The sequence below is a fragment of the Dongia deserti genome (assembly GCF_003574735.1).
GTDB classification, from domain to species: Bacteria; Pseudomonadota; Alphaproteobacteria; order Dongiales; family Dongiaceae; genus Dongia_A; species Dongia_A deserti.
In genome coordinates, this window is record NZ_QORW01000011.1 from 86,820 (window position 1) to 105,186 (window position 18,367).

Here is an 18,367-nt window from a genome sequence, read left to right on the forward strand (position 1 = left end):
CAGTTCCCTCCCCCGAGATGGGGGAGGGAGAAATGTGACGTGCATCAGCGATCAGGCCAGCGCGATGGTTTCATCCTCGATGAGGAACATGGCGCCGCTGCCGCTGCCTTCGCCGCCGCTGCCCTCGCCGCCGTCTTCGCCGCCTTCATCCCTGCCAAAGTCGGGCAGGTCCCGCTGCGGGCGATCGCGGTCCTGCCCGCCATGGCTCGGCTCGCGCCGCTTCGGGCCCGGATTGGCCGCAGCAGAGGAGAACGAGCCGAGATCGCCGCAGATCGCATCATCGTCCGCGCCCGCAACCAGGATGCTCTGACCCGCGACGCAGACGACGGACTTGCCCGCGCCGTTCGGCTGGGCCTCCACGGCGCCGGACAGGATGTCGATGATCGTCGCGTCGTCGTCGTCGACATGGACAAGAAACTCGGTGCCGCGCACGCCGATGGTGGCGACCGGCGTTCTTAGCTTCACGCCCTGGTCCGGCTGGCCGTTGGAGGTGAAGTGGAACAGGCCATCATTCAGGTTGATGAGACCCTTGCTTGCTGCGCCATCAAACACGTAGTCCGACAAGACGAGCTCGCTCTCGGCCTCCATGTTGAGTTCCGAGCCGTCGACGAACTTCACGCGGATAGAAGAGTCATCATCGGTGCGCAGCGCCTCATCCTGTACGAGCTCGTCTGCGCGGTTGGCGGTGCGTTCCTTCGCGCCGGGAGGGGTGCGATAGCCTTCGTTCACCACGTCGGCGACGGTGGCGATGCCCGTGGCCTCGGCCGACCCGCCGAATGCAGCCACCGCGGCAATCACATAACAAAGCTGATAAGCCAGACGCCCTTTCACGGAACCCTCCACTCGCAAACATGGCTTGGTCAACGCCGCCCATGAGCCGCGTTGTCCGGGCACAATTGCCCCCAAAATCGTCGGTTGAATCGCTTCAAGGCTTCCGAAGCGACGAGACGGGGAGGATATGGGGTGAAAGAAAGGCCAAAAGCTGTGAAGGCCGTCACAGGACGACGTTTTCCGCAACCATACTTAGCGACGCGGAAGCACAATGGGCGGAGATCACTCCGCCCATTGCCTTAAAACGTGTTGGCCCAAGCTTAGAGCCGCAGCTTACTTGCTGGTCACAGCACCGCCGCTATCGGCAGTCACACGGTTCGGGCTCGGGTTGTGGATCCGGATCGCGACCGAAGTCCGGCAGCTCCCTCTCCTTCTCGTCCTTCTCCTTGTCGCCGCCCTTCTGACCACCCTTGGGTCCGTCATTCTGGCCTGGGCCGGCAGCAGTGGAGAACGACCCGATGTCGCCACAAATCGCGTCGTCATCCGGGCTCGCGATCAGAATGCTCTGGCCTTCAAAGCACGTGATCTCCTTGCCGGTGCCGTGCGGCTGTGCCGACACGGCACCCGATAGAATGTCGATAATCGTCGCGTCGTCGCCGTCGACATGGACCAGGAACTCGGTGCCGCGCACGCCGATGGTCGCGACCGGCGTTCTCAGCTTCACGCCCTGATCGGGCTTGCCGTTCGACGTGAAATGGAACAGGCCGTTGTTGAGATTGATCAGGCCGCTGGCAGCCGCCCCATCGAAGACATAATCGGACAGCACCATCTCGCTCGATTCTTCGACGCTCAGCTGCGAGCCGTCGACGAACCGCACCTGGATGGCCGACTCTTCTTTCGTGCGCAGCCCTTCGTTTTGCACCAGTTCGTCGGCAGCCTTGGCGGTGATCTCGCTGGCGCCCGGCGGAATCCGGTAGCCCTCGTTCACCACGTCCACCACGGTCGCAATGCCGGCGGCATGCGCCGCGTGCGGCAAGGCCCACAATGCCGCGACGGCATAACAGGCCTGGTACGCTAGTCTCTTCTTCACGTCTTCCTCCAGTTACAACAAACACATGAGACCACGGACGGGCCCTCGGCTTCGTTTCGTGAAGCCAAGGCCCCGATGTGGCCATTGCCCTGATTCGGTTAGCTAGGCCGAACGCTCCATCCAGCCGTGCATCATCCGGAAATCACGATGATGATGGATCTGTCCGCTCACTATCTCCAGTCAACTAGCCCAATTGGAACGGCTCTTCGTCCATGAGCATGGCCCCGCGAGACCCATAATCTGGATTGTCTGGGTTATCCGGATTGTCTGGGTTATCCGGATTGTCTGGATTATCCGGATTGTCGCCGACATCGCCGCCGCCCTCATCCGGTGGCGATGGTGGATCCTTCGGCGTATTATCCTTCTCCTTGTCGCCACCTCTCTGACCACCCTTCGGGCCGTCGTTCTGGCCGGGGCCGGCAGCCGTGGAGAAAGAACCGATGTCGCCGCAGATTGCGTCTTCATCCGGGCTGGCGACGAGGATGCTCTGGCCTTCGACGCAGGTTATCTCCTTGCCCGTGCCGTGTGGCTGTGCCGACACGGCGCCCGACAGGATGTCGATGATGGTGGCGTCATCGCCATCGACATGGACCAGGAACTCCGTGCCACGGACTCCGATGGTCGCAACCGGCGTCCGCAACTTCACGCCCTGATCGCTGGCCGCGCCGGATCTGAAATGAAACAGCCCGTTGTTGAGATTGATCAGGCCAGCCGTCGCCGCCCCGTCGAACACGTAATCGGACAGCACCATCTCGCTGGATTGCTCGACGCTCAGCTGCGAGCCGTCGACGAACTGCACCTGGATGATCGATTCTTCCTCGGTGCGCAGGGCTTCATTCTGCACCAGCTCGTCCGCCGTCTTGGCCGTGATCTCGTTGGCGCCGGGCGGGGTCCGGTAGCCTTCGTTCACCACGTCCAGGACGGTCGCTATGCCGGCAGCGTTGGCAGCCTGCGGCAAGGCCCACAAGGCGGCGATCGCATAGCAGACCTGGTACGCCAGTTTCCGTTTCATAACTCCCTCCAAATCGCAAACACCCTTCGTCACGCCATGGCTGGCGCTTGCACGCCGGCCCGTCCCAACACTCCGCCGTTCCTTCGGCGGATTCCGGCCGTTGCGCGCTGGTGATCTGGTACGCCTGTCCCCACTTGCGATCGTACTCGAGCGCCGCATGAGCCTCGGCTCACGCGCCGCGTGGAAGATGGTCTGTCCCTGACCGAATTCCGACCGACTCAAGGCCGCTGAAGCGGCTGAGAATCGGATTTGGGCGATTTCACGATTGTTCGGATGTTCCCCGGACGCTGCCTTGCCCCCTATCAGACCTGGCGGCACGTCATCCCTGGCATTGTCACGCCCCGACCTGCTGACAAGCCATGTTCACATGGTCGCCCTCTGTCAGACATCGGCCTGGTAAGCGCGATTGTCTTTCCTCGGGTGCCCGAAGGTCAATAGGATTGTAGTAAAGTTCGACACAACCGCAGGTGTAGATCCGGTTGGTTAACGGCCCAATCTCCCCCTGAAATTACCGTCCTTTTCACGATCCGAATATGGATCGCTCAACCACTTAGCGGACGTGACGCATGGCACAGCGGCGTTGCCGCGCCAAGAGCCTCCGACGCTGGCCCTATTTTTTCCCGCCGCCTGGATTGTCGCTCCCGCCGTTATTGCCACCGTGGTTGCCGTTCCCATTCCCGTGGCCCTTGCCCGGGTTCGAGCCGTCCTTGTGGCCCGAACGATTGCTCTTGCCTTCGCCGCCGCCCGGATCGCCGCCACCGCCGGGATCACCTCCGCCGTTGCCGGGATCACCGCCGCCGTTGCCTGGATTACCGCCGCCCCCGCTGGGACCGGCGGGGCCACTTCCGCCCGATCGATCGTGATCGTTATTCTCGTGCGAATTCGCCGCCTGCTGCGGCGGGGCAGCAGCGGTCGTGAAGGACCCGAGATCGCCGCAGACGGCGTCCGATTTCGCGCTTGCCACCAGGACGCTCTGGCCACCTTCGCAGGTGATCGCCTTCCCGCCGCCTGATGGTGTGACTTCGACTGCACCTTCGAGGATGTCGACGATGGTCGTGTCGTCCGCCACCGTCACCAGGAACTGGGTGCCGCGGATGCCGATGGTCGCCACTGGTGTCTGCAGGACCAGCCCTTCGTCCGCCACGTTGTTGGAGTTGAAATGGAACAACCCGCTGTTGAGCGCGATGACGCCGGTGGCGCTGGCCGCCGCGGGATCGAAAACATAGTCCGACAACACGACCTCGCTCAGCGCTTCCACGTTGAGCTCGGAGCCGTCGATGAACCGCACCGCAATCCTGGAATCACGTGCGGTGCGCAACGCTTCTTCCGAGACAAGCTCGTCCGACGGCGCAACGCGGCGCTCCTGGTCGCCCGGCGGCTGCCGGTACCCGTTGTTAACGACGTCCGTCACTGTGGCGATACCTACCGCGAACGCTGGCGTGGTCGCCAGGGCCCCAAGGATCGCGCATACGCATACTCGACAAGCCATGCGGAGCATGGTTGGCCCCCTGCCGATAATGGTGCGATGCAGTATCATCTGCGCTCGGCTGTCGCAGGGGTCAATACAATTGTCGTAAAATACTCTAGAAAAGTGCGGAGGGTCACACACAAGGTGAACGGGCGTTCATCTTGGTTGCTTAACGGAGAGCGACAGAGGCGCTTTCCCGATTTTGGGGAGTTGGCGGAGGGCGATGGATAAGTGGCTGCAACCCGCTTTGGCGTCGCTGGTGCTTGCGATCGCGCTTGTCCTGCGCTGGACCGACCCGCCCACGCTTTCGGATCTGCGCACGCTGGTGTTCGACCAGTATCAGCGCGTAGCGCCGCGTGAATACAAGCCGGTGCCGGTGAAGATCGTCGATATCGATGATGAGTCGCTGGCGCGCGCCGGCCAGTGGCCTTGGCCACGCAGCACCGTCGCGCAACTACTCGCGAAACTGCGAGAAAGCGGCGCCGCCGTTGTCGCCATGGATATCCTGTTCGCCGAGCCGGATCGGACGGCGCCGGCACGCGTGCTGCCGGGCTGGGGCGTGCTGTCGAATGACGACCTGGCGCTGGCCTTGACCCAACGCGTGCAGGACCCGGACGAAGCCTTGGCCGAGGAATTGGCGAAAGGCCGCGTCGTGCTGGGCGTCGTGCTGTTCAACAAGGATTCGAAGCCGCGCGTCACCAAGAAGGGCGGCTACGCCAATCTTGGTGTCAATCCGCGCGAGAACGTGTTCGCTTTCGCAGGCGCGCTGCCGGCGATCCCTATTCTACGCGATGCGGCCGCAGGCAATGGAGCGATCAATCCGCTCCTCGATCGAGACGCCGTCGTGCGACGCGTGCCGATGATCCTCAACGGCGGCGGCGATCTCTATCCGAGCCTGGTCGCCGAGGCCTTGCGCGTTGCGGTCGGTGCCAGCACCTATATTGTGAAATCCACCGGCTCACAAAGCTATACCTTTGGGGGCTTCACGAGCGTCTTGCGGCGCGAGACCGGCGTCGGCGAGGTCGGCATCGGACCCGTGCGCATCCGCACCGATCCCTCTGCAGCCATGTGGCTGTACGATACCGGGCACCGGAAGGAGCGGTTCATTCCCGCCTGGAAAGTGCTGGCGGGCCAAGCCGGCGACCTCAACGGCACCATCGTGTTCATCGGCACCAGCGCGCCCGGCCTACTCGATCTGCGTTCCACTCCGATCGGCACCGCTGTTCCCGGCGTGGAGGTCCATGCTCAGATCGTCGAGCAGATCCTGACCGGCGACATCATCGAGCGGCCACTGTGGGCCGACGATTTGGAGTTCTTTACGCTGCTGGTCCTCGGCAGCGCTATGGCGCTGCTGTTACCACGGATGGGCGCGATCGGATGCGCTATTCTCGGCGGCACAAGCATGATCGCCGCGTTCGCGTTCGGCTGGTGGGCGTTTTGGGACCTCGGCTGGCTGATTGATCCGGTCTATCCGTCCATGGCAGCGCTCGCCGTGTTCACGACCGGCATCCTGCTCTCATTCCGGCGTTCGGACGTCGAGCGGAAGCGCGTGCGGGACACCTTCAGCCATTATCTCGCACCGGCCATGGTGAAGCGCCTGGTCGCAAACCCCGGCCTCGTGCGCCTTGGTGGCGAGGTACGCGACATGACCATCATGTTCCTGGACATCCGCGACTTCACCACCATCTCCGAACGGATGGAAGCGACCGCGCTGACAACGCTGCTCAACGACTTCCTGACGCCGATGTCGGAAGCGGTGATGGAGAACGGCGGTACGATCGACAAATATATCGGCGATTCCATCATGGCGTTCTGGAACGCGCCGCTGGACGACCCTGATCACGCGAAGAACGCCTGCCGGGCCACGCTGGAAATGCGCCGGCGGCTGTCGACCCTCAACAAGGTGCTGGCGGAGCGCGCACAGGCCGCAGGCCAACCCTATACGCCGATCATGATCGGTATCGGTCTCAACTCGGGCGACGCGCTGGTCGGCAATCTCGGCGCCCGGTCACGCGTCAACTACTCGGTCATCGGCGATAACGTGAATCTCGCGTCGCGCATCGAAGGGGTGAGCAAGAATTTCGGCCTGGACATCCTGATCGGCGAGCACACGAGGGAGGCCGCGCCCGAATTCGCGGCCATCCCCATCGGGGACATCTTCGTCAAAGGCAAGACGCTGCCCGCCCGGCTGTTCGCCCTGATCGGCGGGCCGGAGGTCGCCCAAGCGCCACAGGCGGAAGAGCTGCTGACCGAGATCGCCAAGGCCGCGCACAGTTTCAAGGGCGGCAACCTAGCCGCCGCCAACGCTGCGCTTGCCGCTGCACGCGCCCTCGGGCAGGGGCTCGGCCTCGAGCCGCTATTCGATCACATGAGCAACATGCTCGTCGCGGCTGAAGGCAAGGCGAAGGCCGCGGCCGCGCAGTAGCGGCTAACTTTTCTTCCGAGCCTTGTATCGCGCCATGTTCTCTTCGTTCGGCGGATAGAGGCCGGGTAGCGCTTTGCCGGCTTTCACTTCGTCCATGAGCCAAGCTTCGAGTTCTTCCTGCTCGGTGCCGAGGCGTGCGACCTCGTCGGCGAGCGCGGCGGGAACCAGCACCGCACCATCGCCATCCGCGACCACCACGTCGTTCGGGTAGACCGCGACGCCGCCACAGCCGATCGGCTCCTGCCAGCCGACGAAGGTGAGGCCGGCGACCGAAGGCGGCGCCGCCGCGCCAGTGCACCAGACGGGCAGTCCGGTGCCGAGCACGCCTTCCTTGTCACGCATGACGCCATCGGTCACCAGGCCCGCAACGCCGCGCACGGCCATGCGCTGCGCCAGGATGTCGCCGAAGACGCCCGCCTCGGTCACGCCCATCGCGTCGATCACGGCGATGCAGCCTTCCGGCATGTCCTCGATCGCGGCGCGCGTCGAGCGCGGAGACGACCAGGACGCCGGCGTCGCGAGATCCTCGCGCGCGGGCACAAAGCGCAAGGTGAACGCGCGCCCCGCGATGCGCGGTTGCCCGGACGTCAAGGGCTGCGGCCCTTTCATCCAGGTGCGGCGGATACCTTTCTTCAGCAGCACTGTGGTGATGGTGGCCGTTGTGATCTGACGCAGCGCGGCGAGGAGTGCGGTATCGGACATGTCATTCTCGATGGAAGGCTAGAAGGATGTCTGCCAATGCGCGGGGAGGCCAACCCACGCGCAGCGCTCTTCATTCGCAACGGTGAACGATGGCGCCGGAAATGGCACATCCTGAAAACATCCGCCGGCGATGCCGGTCTGTCCGGGGAAGTGGATCGAGTGCCAGAACAAGGTGGTACCGCACTGGGCGCAGAACCACCTCTCCTGCTCATTCCGGATGCGATAAGCCTTCAGCTCGCCCGATTTCCGGAGCACCTGCACGTTCCCGAAGTAGGTCGACCAGCCGAATGCGCTGCCGGTGCGCCGCTTGCAGTTGCTGCAATGGCAGACCGCATTGATCGCGGGCTCGCCTTTAACCTCGATCGAGCAGTGCGCGCAGCAGCACCTCGCGGTGCGGGTCATTGGGTTATGTCCGTTTGCACCGCTAACCCCGATTCATCCTATTCTCCACCAGGCTCTGCACTACGCTGGGATCGGCCAAGGTCGAGGTGTCGCCGAGGTTGCTGTAGTCGTTCTCCGCGATCTTGCGCAGGATGCGGCGCATGATCTTGCCGGAGCGGGTCTTGGGCAGGCCCGGCGCCCATTGCAGCAGGTCGGGCTGCGCGATCGGGCCGATCTCCTTGCGCACCCACTGCACCAGCTCCTTGCGCAGATCCTCGCTCGGCTCCACGCCGATCTTCAGCGTGACATAGGCGTAGATGCCCTGGCCCTTGATGTCGTGCGGATAGCCGACGACGGCAGACTCCGCGACCTTTGGATGGGCAACAAGCGCGGATTCCACTTCCGCCGTTCCCATGCGGTGGCCGGAGACGTTGAGCACGTCATCGACGCGGCCTGTGATCCAGTAATAGCCGTCGCTATCGCGCCGGCAGCCGTCGCCGGTGAAGTACTTGCCGGGATAGGTGCGGAAGTAGGTCTCGGCAAAGCGCTTGTGATCGCCATAGACGGTGCGCATCTGGCCCGGCCAGGAATCGGCGATGCAGAGATTGCCCTGGCATTCGCCCTGCAGCACCTTGCCGTCGGCATCGACGATCTCTGGAATGATCCCGAACAGCGGCTTGGTGGCTGATCCGGGCTTGAGCGCCGTCGCGCCCGGCAGCGGCGAAATGAGGATGCCGCCGGTCTCGGTCTGCCACCACGTGTCGACAATCGGGCAGCGATGCTTGCCGACGACGCGATGGTACCACAGCCAGGCTTCGGGATTGATCGGCTCGCCTACGGAGCCGAGCAGGCGCAGCGAATCGAGCTTGCACTTCTGCACCGGCGCCTCACCCTCGCGCATCAAGGCGCGGATCGCGGTCGGCGCGGTATAGAAGATATTGACCTTGTGCTTGTCGCACACCTGCCAGAAGCGCGAGGCGTCCGGATAGTTCGGCACGCCTTCGAACATCAGCGAGATCGCGCCGTTGGCGAGGGGGCCATAGACGATGTAGCTGTGCCCCGTGACCCAACCGACATCCGCCGTGCACCAGTAGATATCGCCCTCGTGATAGTCGAACACCTGCTCGTGCGTGAGCGCGGCATAGACCAGATAGCCACCGGTGGTATGCAGCACGCCCTTGGGCTTTCCGGTCGAGCCCGAGGTATAGAGGATGAAGAGGGGATCTTCCGCATTCATCTCCTCCGGCGCGCACTGGGCGCTGACCTTCGGCGATTCCTCGTGCCACCAGTGATCGCGACCTTCGGCCCACTCGATCTTGCCGCCGGTGCGGCGCACCACCAGGCATTTCTTGATCGAGGGGCAGTTCTTGAGCGCCGCGTCGACGTTGGCCTTCAGCGGGATCTTCTTGCCGCCGCGCAAGCCTTCATCAGCCGTGATGACGATGTTGGAGTCGCAATCCTGGATGCGTCCGGCCAGGCTGTCGGGCGAGAAGCCGCCGAACACCACCGAATGGATGGCGCCGACGCGCGCGCAAGCCAGCATGGCATAGGCCGCCTCGGGGATCATCGGCATATAGATGGTGATACGGTCGCCGCGCTTGGCGCCCAGAGCCTTGAGCACATTCGCCATGCGGCACACCTGCTCATGCGCCTCGTTGTAGGTGATGTGTTTGCTTTCGCTGGGATCATCGCCTTCCCAGATGATCGCGGTCTGATCGCCACGCTTGGCGAGGTGACGATCGAGGCAATTGGCGGAGGCGTTCAGGATGCCATCATAGTACCAGCGGATGCGGATATCGCCGGTGTAATCGACATCCTTCACCTTGGTGTAGGGACGCATCCAGTCGACGCGCTTACCGATCTCGCCCCAGAAGCCTTCGGGGTCGGTGACGGAGCGGCGATACATCTCCTCATAGGTCTTGGCGTCGATCAGCGCGCGCTTCGCGGCGTCGGCGGGGACGGGAAACACTTGTGGCTCTGACATCGCTCGCACTCCCCTGACAGTCTTCTTGGCGCCGCACTTTAGGGCTTGGCGCCACAGGTTTTTCCTTAGACCAAAGTCGTAACAAGGCGGGGATGAAAGGGCAAGATGGGGAGAGCCAAGTGCGCTGCTAAGGGCTTGGCAGCATTGATCTTCGCGATCGCCTGGAATCTCCCTCCCCCGAGCCCGGTGGAGGGTTGGGGTGGGGGCGTCTCGGTGTCGCAGGTGAGTTCGCCCTTGTCGATACTCATCCGGCTTCGAGAACAACCCCCACCTAACCTCCCCTAAACTTGGGGAGGAACTTCATTCTAGGCGGCCTCTTCCCGCGTTTCCCCGAGGGCGAACCAGTCGACCTTGCGGGTGGCGATCATGACAGAGAGGAGCGCCAACAGCAGACCGATCGCGCCGCTGAGCAGCGCGAAGCTTTCCATTTGCAGCAGCACATACATGTAGCCATGCACCAGTGCCAGGACAGCGCCCGTGACCCAGCCCATCAAGCGCCGGATGGTGGCGCCGGCATACCAGGCGACGATCGTGATATCGACCACACTGGCGATCACGTAGGAGAGCGCGAAATCCATCTGCTCCGCCAGCGAAAGCAGCAGCAGGTAGAACAGCGTGATCGAGGCACCGATCAGCAGATATTGCACCAGGTGCACGCGATCCTGCTTCAGCAGGCCGACGACGAAGATGGTGCCGAAGGTGAGCCCGATGACCAGGATGCCGTATTTGACGATCCGATCGGTCTGCTGGTGCACGTCGCCCGGCTCGGCGAGCGCGACGCCCACGGTTGTGGTGCGCTCGGGCTCCAGCTTGAACTGGTGGGTGAGCCAGGAGAGCGGCGAGCCGGTGGCGATGTGGGAGACCGACCAGGACGCGGTGAACCCATCGGCGCGGATCTCCCGCTTGGCCGGTAGCGGCGTTCCGATGAAGTTCGGATGCGGCCAGTCGCTGGTGATCGTGACCTCGCTCTGCCGACCGAGCGGCTGGAACGAGAGATGATCGCGCCCGTTCAACGTCAGCTTCGCAGCGAACTCGAACGGCGGTGGGTTGGTGCCAACGGTCTGCAGCGGCAACGATGCGCGGATGCCGTCCGCGAACGGATGATAGGGCAGCACGCCAGCTTCAATCTGACGGTCGCTGCCGGCGGCGTCCAGCGACGCCGCATTGATGGCGCGCACGCCGGCGAGACCAAACACGAGGCTCGCCTGGTCCCAGCCGATCTGAGTGGGCGTGACGCCGAGCTGCCCGAAATCGGGCACGGCAAAGCGGCCGGAGATCGCGACATCGGCACCATAGACCAGCATCTCGTAGATGCTCTTGTAGCGCTTCTGCACGCCGGTCGACGCGTCGATGCGCAATTCTTCGGGCGTGAAGACGGCGTAGCGCGTTTCGAAGATGGTCTTGGGATCGCCGTCGGCGTTCGTCTGCACGCGCGAGATTTCATAGGGCACGACCAGCAGCGGCCCGCTGATGGTCTGCGGCGGTCCCCATTGCGCACCGATCTCCTCGGCGACCTGCGCCTTGGTCGCCGCGCGCTCCTCGACCACGCCTTCGACCATGCCAAGCGGCACGAGCATGATCAGCACCAGCACAGCGAAATAGACGACCCGCTTACCCGCCTCCCACCCGCCGCCAAACCGGCGGCGTGCGTGGCGGGCCATGGATTGGATGGTGGGCGTACTCGGGCCTGGATCGGCAAGATCGGACATGGCTCTCCCCTGTCAGTGCGACGCGACAGGGTGCGTTCATGTCAGCCCGAAACGGCAGCGTAAGGGCAGGATTGGGGCGTTGTGGGGGCGCCTATCCCTTCACCCCGCCCATCGAGCACACGTATTTCCACTGCTCCGGCGTCACCGGCTGCACGGAGAGGCGCGAGGCGCGGACCAGCGTCATGTCCTTGAGCTTCGGATCTTTCTTGATGTCGGCCAGAGTGACGGGAGTCTTGAGGGGCCCGACCGGCTTGATGTCGACCATGCCGAAGCGTTCGGTCTCGTCGGTCGGATCGGGATAGTAGGTCTTGCAGACCTCCGCGATGCCGACCACCGCCGGCCCCTCGCCGGAGTGATAGAAGAAGACGCGGTCGCCGATCTTCATTGCCTTCATGTTGGCGCTGGCCTGGAAGTTGCGCACGCCGTTCCAGCTGGTCTTCTTGTCCTTCACCAGCTGGCCCCAGGAATAGGAGGACGGTTCGGATTTCATCAGCCAGTAGTTCATGGGTCCCCTCTTGAGGCTATGGGAAGACTTTGCGGAAGGGCGTGATGGTGACGCTCTCGAACAGGCCCGCCTTGGCATAGGGATCGTTGACGGCAAAATCCTCGGCCGCTTTCCGGTCCCCAAACTCCATCACCAGCAGCGAGCCCACCATGCCTTGCCCATCATCGCTCAGCAACGGACCGGTGCAGACATGCTGCCCGGCGAATTGCTTCAGATACTCGACATGCGCCGACCGGTTGTCGAGCCGCGTCTGCAGATGGTTCGGCTTGTCCTTGCAATAGATGGCGTAGAGCATCGGTGCCTCATTTTGTCATCATGCTTTCACCCCCGCGCCGGCCAGCTTAGGCGCGGTTTCGTCGAGCGGCCAGCGCGGACGCGGTGCGAAATCGAGTGGGCTTTCCTCGCCCAAACGGAAGCGCTCCAGCCCGGCCCAGGCGATCATCGCGGCGTTGTCGGTGCAGAGGCGCAGCGGCGGCGCGACGAATCCCAACCGGGCATCGCGCGCACAGGATTCCAGTTCCGCACGCAGCACGCTGTTCGCGGCAACGCCGCCCGCTACCACCAGCGCGCTCAAGGTCGGATGGCTGGCGCGTGCCGCCACGATGGCGCGGCGGGTACGATCGACCAGGCTTTCCACCGCCGCGATCTGGAATCCGGCGGCAAGGTTGGCGCGCGCGTCGTCATCCAGCGCGCCCAGCTCTTCCATCTTGTGGCGCAGCGCGGTCTTCAATCCCGAGAAGGAGAAGTTGAGCTCCGCCCGTCCCTTCATCGGTCGCGGCAGATCCATCACCGGCTGCGTCGCCGCGCGCGCGGCGCGTTCGATCGAGGGCCCGCCGGGATAGCCAAGGCCCAAAAGCTTCGCCGCCTTGTCGAAAGCTTCGCCGGCCGCGTCATCGATGGTGGCGCCGAGGCGGCGATAGCGGCCGACACCTTCCACGACCAGCAGCTGGCAATGGCCGCCGGAAACCAGCAGCAGCAGATAGGGAAACGGCGTGTCGTCGGTGAGGCGCGCGGTCAGGGCGTGGCCTTCCAGGTGATTGACCGCAATGAAAGGCTTGTCATGCACCAGGGCGATCGCCTTGGCGGTCATCACGCCGACGATCACGCCGCCGATCAGGCCCGGCCCGCCGGTCGCCGCTACCGCGTCCACCTCGACAAAGCCGATGCCGGCCTCGCGCATGGCCTGGCCGACCAGCTTGTCCAGCCGGTCAAGGTGCGCGCGCGCCGCCACTTCCGGCACCACGCCGCCATAGGGCCGGTGATCCTCCAGCTGCGCCGCCACCAGGTCGGCGAGGATGTGCCGATCCTCCGTCACCAGAGCAGCGGCGGTCTCATCACAGCTTGACTCAATGCCCAATACGATCATGACACACGGATCATAGGCCGCGCGGTTGCATTCCCGGAAGGCGGCCTTTATGCAAGTCTTATGGCGTCATCAGCCTCAGATAGCAACCAAGCCATCCTGCGCATCGGCACGCGCGGCTCGCCGCTCGCCCTGGCCCAAGCGGATGAAACACGCACACGCCTGATCGCCGCCCATCCGCACCTCGCCTCCCCCGGTGCGATCGAGATCCGGATCATCAAGACCACGGGCGACAAGGAGCAGAACCGCCTGCTGAACGAGATCGGCGGCAAGGGCCTGTTCACCAAGGAGATCGAAGAGGCATTGCTGGCCGGTGACGTGGATATCGCCGTCCATTCCATGAAGGACATGCCGACCTTCCTGCCCGAAGGCCTCGTCATCAGCTGCCTGCTGCCGCGCGAAGACCCGCGCGATGTGCTGATCACGACGGCTGGCACATCCATCGCGACCCTGCCGCAGGGGGCAGTGGTCGGCAGTGCGAGCCTGCGGCGGGCAGCACAGATCAAGGCGCTGCGGCCCGATCTTTCGATCGTGCCTTTGCGCGGCAATGTGGAGACGCGCATCGCGAAGGTGCAGCGTGGCGATGCGACCGCAACGCTGCTCGCGCTCGCCGGCCTCAAGCGCCTGCACAAAGCAAACATCGCCACCGCGATTCTGTCCACAGACGAAATCCTGCCCGCGGTTGCGCAAGGCGCGATCGGCATCGAGAGCCGCGCCGGTGACGATCGCGTGAACGAACTGCTGGCGCCGCTCAATGATCCGCAGACGGAAATGCGCGTGACGACGGAGCGCGCCTGCCTCGCCGTGCTCGAAGGGTCCTGCCGAACCCCGATCGCCGCGTTGGCGGAACTCCAGGGCGACCGGCTGCGTTTACGCGCTTTGGTCGCCTTGCCTGATGGATCGAAGGTCTATCGGCAGGACGCGACTGCCGCCGCGTCGGACGCCAGGAAACTGGGCGAACAAATCGGCCGCAAACTGAAGGAATTGGCAGGCCCCGATTTCTTGCCGTGATATTCTGGGCGCGATCGCCGCCTTTCCTCCGCTATAGTGTGACCGATGCGCATTCTGATTACCCGCCCGATCGAAGATGCCAAGCCGCTCGCAGACGCTCTTGAGGAGCGCCATGTTGAAGTCCTGATCGAGCCGTTGCTCGAGATCCAGCATCTGGAAGATGCCGAGATCAATCTCCAAGGTGTCCAGGCGCTGCTCTTCACCAGTGCGAACGGCGTGCGTGCCTTTGCCGCCTTGTGCCCGCGCCGCGACCTCAAGGCCTTCACGGTCGGCGACGGGTCGGCCGAAGCCGCGCGCCAGGCCGGATTTGGCAATGTCGAAAGCGCCAAGGGCGATGTGGAAGCGCTCGCCGCGCTGGTAGTAGATCGGCTGAAGGCGGAAGACGGGCCTCTGTTTCATGCAGCGGGGACGGTGACGGCCGGCGATCTCAAGACCCGCCTGGAAGGGCTCGGTTACCAGGTGCGCCGGGCGCAGCTCTACGAAGCGAAGATCGCCAGCGCGCTGTCGACGGAGACCCGCGCCAATTTGACGCTGGGCGGGATCGACGCGGTGCTCCTGTTCTCGCCGCGCACCGCGTCGACCTTTGCAGATCTGTGGCGGGCCGCCGGGTCGCCGTCCTTGGCCGGCATCCATGCGCTTTGTCTCAGCGCGGCGGTGGCACGAGAGATCGGGAACCTCGGCTGGGCGGGGGTGGAAATCGCCGACCGCCCGGACTTGCCTTCGATGCTGGCCCTGGTGGATGCTGCCCGCAGCAAAGGAGCCGAAATGGCCGAGCCATCCCAGCGCCCCGAAGAGGGCGCGCCCTCTGCCGACGGGGCGGCAGACAGTGCGGCGGGAGCAGATACCGCCGCAGCCCGAGCTGCGAGCACGACCGAGGCGAGGAGTGCCCGCCGGCCGCGCACCGGCGGTTCCATTCTGCTTTATCTGGTGCTGATGCTGATCGCGGCAGCGGCGGTCGTGATCACGGCGCCACTCTGGCAGCCGCAGGTTGGCGCGCTCGTGGGATTGCAGCCGCCCTCCGCACCCGCTGTGGACGACCGGATCGCAACGCTGCAGCGCGACGTCCAGGCTCTATCCGAGCAGGTCCAGGCCGCGATCGACGAAAACGCCCTGCAGCAGGCGATCGAGCCGATCAACACCGACCTCAACGCCGTGAAGCAGGAGGTGGCCACCCTCAAGTCCGAGCTGGAAAGACTGCGCAATGCGCCGGGCGGAACCTCCACCTTGTCCGAAGGACCGAGCGTGAATCTGGCGCCGATCGAGGAACGGCTTAGCAAGCTGGAAAGCGCGCTCTCGGATGCGACCAGGCGCATCAACGAGGTCGCCAGCGCACAAGGAACGGCGCCATCGGACTCGGCGGCCGGCGCTCCGATACCAGAGCCTGATCCGCGCATCGATCGCCTGGTTTCGGAGAACGATGCGCTGAAGCAGCAGATCGCCTCGCTGACGGAGCGCCTGGACCAGATGGCGGATCTCGATGCCAAGGTCGGCGAGCTGGTACCGCGTGTGGACGAGCTCGGGCCGCGCCTCGATGCGCTGGATGAGCAGATCGCAAGCCTGCCCAAGAGCAACGAGCAGCAGCGCGCCGTCGCCTTGATTGTCGCGGTCGGCGAGTTGCGCAGCGCGCTCGCCAGCGACAAGAGCTTTGCCGCCGAGCTGGCAACGCTCAATGACCTGACTCTGAACGATGAGGAGCTGCGCCCGCGCCTGAAGCCGATCGTCGATAGCCTGACGCCGATGGCGGAGGCAGGCGTGCCGACCCTCTCGCAATTGGCGGCGGGGTTCCCCGCGACCGAGATCGCGCGAGCCGGCGAAGCGGAGCTGGCAGGCCAGGTGACGGATGACAATTGGCTGAAGCGCTTCTGGCGCGGGCTGGGCCACAGCATCTCGGAGGTCATTACGGTTCGACCGACCGGGCCGGATGTCGAAGGCGACGACACGCTGGCGCAACTGGCGCGCGCGGAAGCGAAGCTGAGCGAAGGCGATCTCGCCGCCGCGGTCTCGGAAGTGCGCGCCATGACCGGCCTAGCCGCGGAGGCCGCCGCGGAATGGCTCGCCCAAGCCGAAGCGCGCCTCACCATCGAAGCGGCAGCAGCACAGCTGGCGGACATCTCGACCCGGGAACTGGCGCCGCGGACCACGGCAGAGGCGGCGCCAGCAAGCGGTGACGTCGAGGGGGCGGGGAACTGACGTGAAGCTCTCGCGCCTGCTCTTCATCTATTTCCCGCTGCTGGCGGGCCTGCTCATTGTCGCGCTCTACTTCGCGTACAACCCGGGCGGCGTGACGCTGAACTGGTTGGGCTACCGGATCGACATGCATATCGGCGCGGCCCTGTTCCTGATCGCGCTCGCGTTCCTGATCCTCCAGTTCCTGGCCTGGCTGCTCGGCGCCATTTTGCGCACGCCGCAAACCCTCTCGATGATGCGCTCCAATTCGCGCAAGGCGAAAGGATATCGTGCCTTGACGCGCGGATTGACCGCGGTCGCGGCAGGCGATCCCACCGAGGCGCGGCGGCAGGCCAAGATCGCACATGATCTGCTGGGCGAGCCGCCTTTGACCCTGCTGCTCGCTGCACAGGCGGCCCAACTCACCGGCGATGAGACCAGTGCCGAGCGCTATTTCGATCGCCTGACGCAGGCGCCGGAGACCGCGTTGCTGGGCTTGCGCGGCCTGACCATGGGTGCGTTGAAGCGCGACGATGAGGCAGCGGCGCTCTCGTATGCCGAAAAGGCGAGCGCGGTGGCGCCGCAGGCCGCCTGGGCCGCCGAGACCGCGCACAATCTGCAGGTCAAGAGCAGCAAGATCGAAGCCGCCACGCACAGCCTGAACCAGCTCGCCCGCGCGGGTGGCATGGCGCCCAAGGCCGCGCAGCGCCGCCGCGCCGCTTTGCTGACCGAGCAGGCGCGCCGCATCCTGGCGGGCGAAGGCGGCGATGCGAATCGCGCGCTCGCCTTGGCGCGCGAAGCTGTGAAGCTGACCCGCGACAAACCGGGCGAATTCGTGCCCGCGCGTCTCATCCTCTGCCGATCGCTGCTGCGCCAAGGCAAGGCGCGCGAGGCCGCCAAGCTGATCGAGCAGGTGTGGGATGACGCGCCCCATGCCGCGCTCGGCCGCGTGTATCTGGAAGCGGTGGGTGGCGACACCCCGCTCGACCGGGCCCAGCGCGTACAAAAGCTGGTGAAGCAGAACCCGGACCACGCCGAGAGCCATCGCATCGGCGCGGATGCAGCCCTGACAGCGCGGGTGTGGGGCGACGCGCGCCGGCATCTGGAGCGGTTGGTGGAGCTGGAGCAGGCGGGTGATGGCGTCAGTGCCGACACCTGCCGCCGCATGGCCCGGTTGGAGGCCGGCGAACATGGCGCGGGCTCCAGCGGCGAGCGGCAATGGCTGGACATGGCCGCAGAGGCGCGCGGCGGCGCCGATTGGGTGTGCGAGTCCTGCGGGACGCTTGGCGCCGGCGGGCCGGAGGCCATGGGCTGGCAGCTCTGCTGTCCGCGCTGCGATGCAATCGACAGCTTGGTCTGGCGGCCAGCCGCCCCACGGCAGGGCGCGGCCCTGGGCGGCATGATCCTGGACCAGCTCCCCGCCGCAGAGGCACCCGCGCCGGCGCTAACGCCAGCGGTCGCCGCCCCTCCGTCGGTGGCGGTCACGGCGGCTGGGCAGGTTCCGGCGGGGCCGATCCCTCATGGCAGTTTCGCCGCCGCGGAAACCCCGCCGGCACCAGCGGGCCAGGGGAAACCAGAGAAGCCGGCCCCTCTCGGCGCGTCGGTTGACGCGGCGCGCCTCGTGAACTAGTGTCCCGCCGCGTTCGGGCCGGTTAACCATTTCGCAAAGTCGACCTGACACGGTCCCACCTGGAATGCCGTAGTAGCTCAGCGGTAGAGCATCCGCTTCGTAAGCGGGTGGTCGGGGGTTCAAATCCCTCCTACGGCACCATTCCCGTCC

The 18,367-nt window shown here is 65.0% G+C and carries 15 protein-coding genes and 1 tRNA gene; 5 read left to right on the forward strand and 11 right to left on the reverse strand.

From position 1 onward, the window contains the following. Positions 1 to 51 precede the first annotated feature (51 nt). The 4 genes from DTX69_RS18090 to DTX69_RS18105 all read right to left on the reverse strand — a co-directional run bounded on the left by DTX69_RS18090 (position 52) and on the right by DTX69_RS18105 (position 4,284). Entirely contained in the window at positions 52 to 831 is a 780-nt protein-coding gene (locus DTX69_RS18090) for a FecR family protein (protein ID WP_162917326.1), read from the reverse strand. Between the two features lie 298 nt (positions 832 to 1,129). Next, entirely contained in the window at positions 1,130 to 1,861 is a 732-nt protein-coding gene (locus tag DTX69_RS18095; protein ID WP_162917327.1) for a FecR family protein, read from the reverse strand. 184 nt (positions 1,862 to 2,045) lie between these two features. Then, positions 2,046 to 2,873 carry a FecR family protein gene (locus DTX69_RS18100; RefSeq protein ID WP_162917328.1) on the reverse strand — a complete coding sequence of 276 codons (828 nt, stop codon included), beginning with the start codon at positions 2,871 to 2,873 and terminating at the stop codon, positions 2,046 to 2,048. 610 nt (positions 2,874 to 3,483) lie between these two features. After that, the gene (locus tag DTX69_RS18105) at positions 3,484 to 4,284 is read right to left on the reverse strand and encodes a FecR family protein (protein WP_162917329.1); all 801 of its coding nucleotides are present in this window, start codon (positions 4,282 to 4,284) and stop codon (positions 3,484 to 3,486) included. 280 nt (positions 4,285 to 4,564) lie between these two features. Here DTX69_RS18105 and DTX69_RS18110 point away from each other — a divergent pair, with 280 nt between their 5' ends. Beyond that, the gene (locus DTX69_RS18110) at positions 4,565 to 6,766 is read left to right on the forward strand and encodes a CHASE2 domain-containing protein (RefSeq protein WP_119302964.1); all 2,202 of its coding nucleotides are present in this window, start codon (positions 4,565 to 4,567) and stop codon (positions 6,764 to 6,766) included. A 3-nt stretch (positions 6,767 to 6,769) separates the two neighbouring features. On the opposite strand, the gene DTX69_RS18115 is transcribed toward DTX69_RS18110, so the two are convergent. The 7 genes from DTX69_RS18115 to tsaD all read right to left on the reverse strand — a co-directional run bounded on the left by DTX69_RS18115 (position 6,770) and on the right by tsaD (position 13,413). Then, the gene (locus tag DTX69_RS18115; protein WP_119302965.1) at positions 6,770 to 7,468 is read right to left on the reverse strand and encodes a ribonuclease activity regulator RraA; all 699 of its coding nucleotides are present in this window, start codon (positions 7,466 to 7,468) and stop codon (positions 6,770 to 6,772) included. A gap of 18 nt (positions 7,469 to 7,486) precedes the next feature. Then, positions 7,487 to 7,870 carry a GFA family protein gene (locus DTX69_RS18120; protein ID WP_119302966.1) on the reverse strand — a complete coding sequence of 128 codons (384 nt, stop codon included), beginning with the start codon at positions 7,868 to 7,870 and terminating at the stop codon, positions 7,487 to 7,489. A gap of 22 nt (positions 7,871 to 7,892) precedes the next feature. Further along, positions 7,893 to 9,833: an acetate--CoA ligase gene (gene acs / locus DTX69_RS18125; protein WP_119302967.1), complete on the reverse strand. Its 1,941-nt coding sequence runs from the start codon at positions 9,831 to 9,833 to the stop codon at positions 7,893 to 7,895. A gap of 305 nt (positions 9,834 to 10,138) precedes the next feature. Next, the gene (creD, locus tag DTX69_RS18135) at positions 10,139 to 11,542 is read right to left on the reverse strand and encodes a cell envelope integrity protein CreD (RefSeq protein WP_119302969.1); all 1,404 of its coding nucleotides are present in this window, start codon (positions 11,540 to 11,542) and stop codon (positions 10,139 to 10,141) included. A 91-nt stretch (positions 11,543 to 11,633) separates the two neighbouring features. Beyond that, positions 11,634 to 12,047 (reverse strand): EVE domain-containing protein, encoded by a 414-nt coding sequence (locus DTX69_RS18140; protein WP_119302970.1) that lies wholly within the window; start codon positions 12,045 to 12,047, stop codon positions 11,634 to 11,636. Positions 12,048 to 12,063: 16 nt separating this feature from the next. Continuing rightward, positions 12,064 to 12,342, reverse strand: coding sequence for a YciI family protein (locus DTX69_RS18145; RefSeq protein ID WP_119302971.1), 279 nt, complete (start codon positions 12,340 to 12,342; stop codon positions 12,064 to 12,066). 18 nt (positions 12,343 to 12,360) lie between these two features. Next, positions 12,361 to 13,413 carry a tRNA (adenosine(37)-N6)-threonylcarbamoyltransferase complex transferase subunit TsaD gene (tsaD, locus tag DTX69_RS18150; RefSeq protein ID WP_119302972.1) on the reverse strand — a complete coding sequence of 351 codons (1,053 nt, stop codon included), beginning with the start codon at positions 13,411 to 13,413 and terminating at the stop codon, positions 12,361 to 12,363. 60 nt (positions 13,414 to 13,473) lie between these two features. Between tsaD and hemC the strand changes: the two genes are divergently transcribed. The 4 genes from hemC (at position 13,474) to DTX69_RS18170 (ending at position 18,358) form a co-directional block, all read left to right on the forward strand. After that, on the forward strand, positions 13,474 to 14,421 hold the full coding sequence (hemC, locus tag DTX69_RS18155; RefSeq protein WP_119302973.1) for a hydroxymethylbilane synthase: 948 nt from the start codon (positions 13,474 to 13,476) through the stop codon (positions 14,419 to 14,421). 45 nt (positions 14,422 to 14,466) lie between these two features. Further along, positions 14,467 to 16,611, forward strand: a complete 2,145-nt coding sequence (locus DTX69_RS18160; protein ID WP_119302974.1) for a uroporphyrinogen-III synthase — start codon at positions 14,467 to 14,469, stop codon at positions 16,609 to 16,611. Position 16,612: 1 nt separating this feature from the next. After that, complete coding sequence (locus tag DTX69_RS18165; protein ID WP_119302975.1) at positions 16,613 to 18,217, forward strand: heme biosynthesis protein HemY; 1,605 nt, start codon at positions 16,613 to 16,615, stop codon at positions 18,215 to 18,217. A 66-nt stretch (positions 18,218 to 18,283) separates the two neighbouring features. Then, a tRNA-Thr gene (locus DTX69_RS18170) sits at positions 18,284 to 18,358 on the forward strand. Positions 18,359 to 18,367 lie beyond the last annotated feature (9 nt).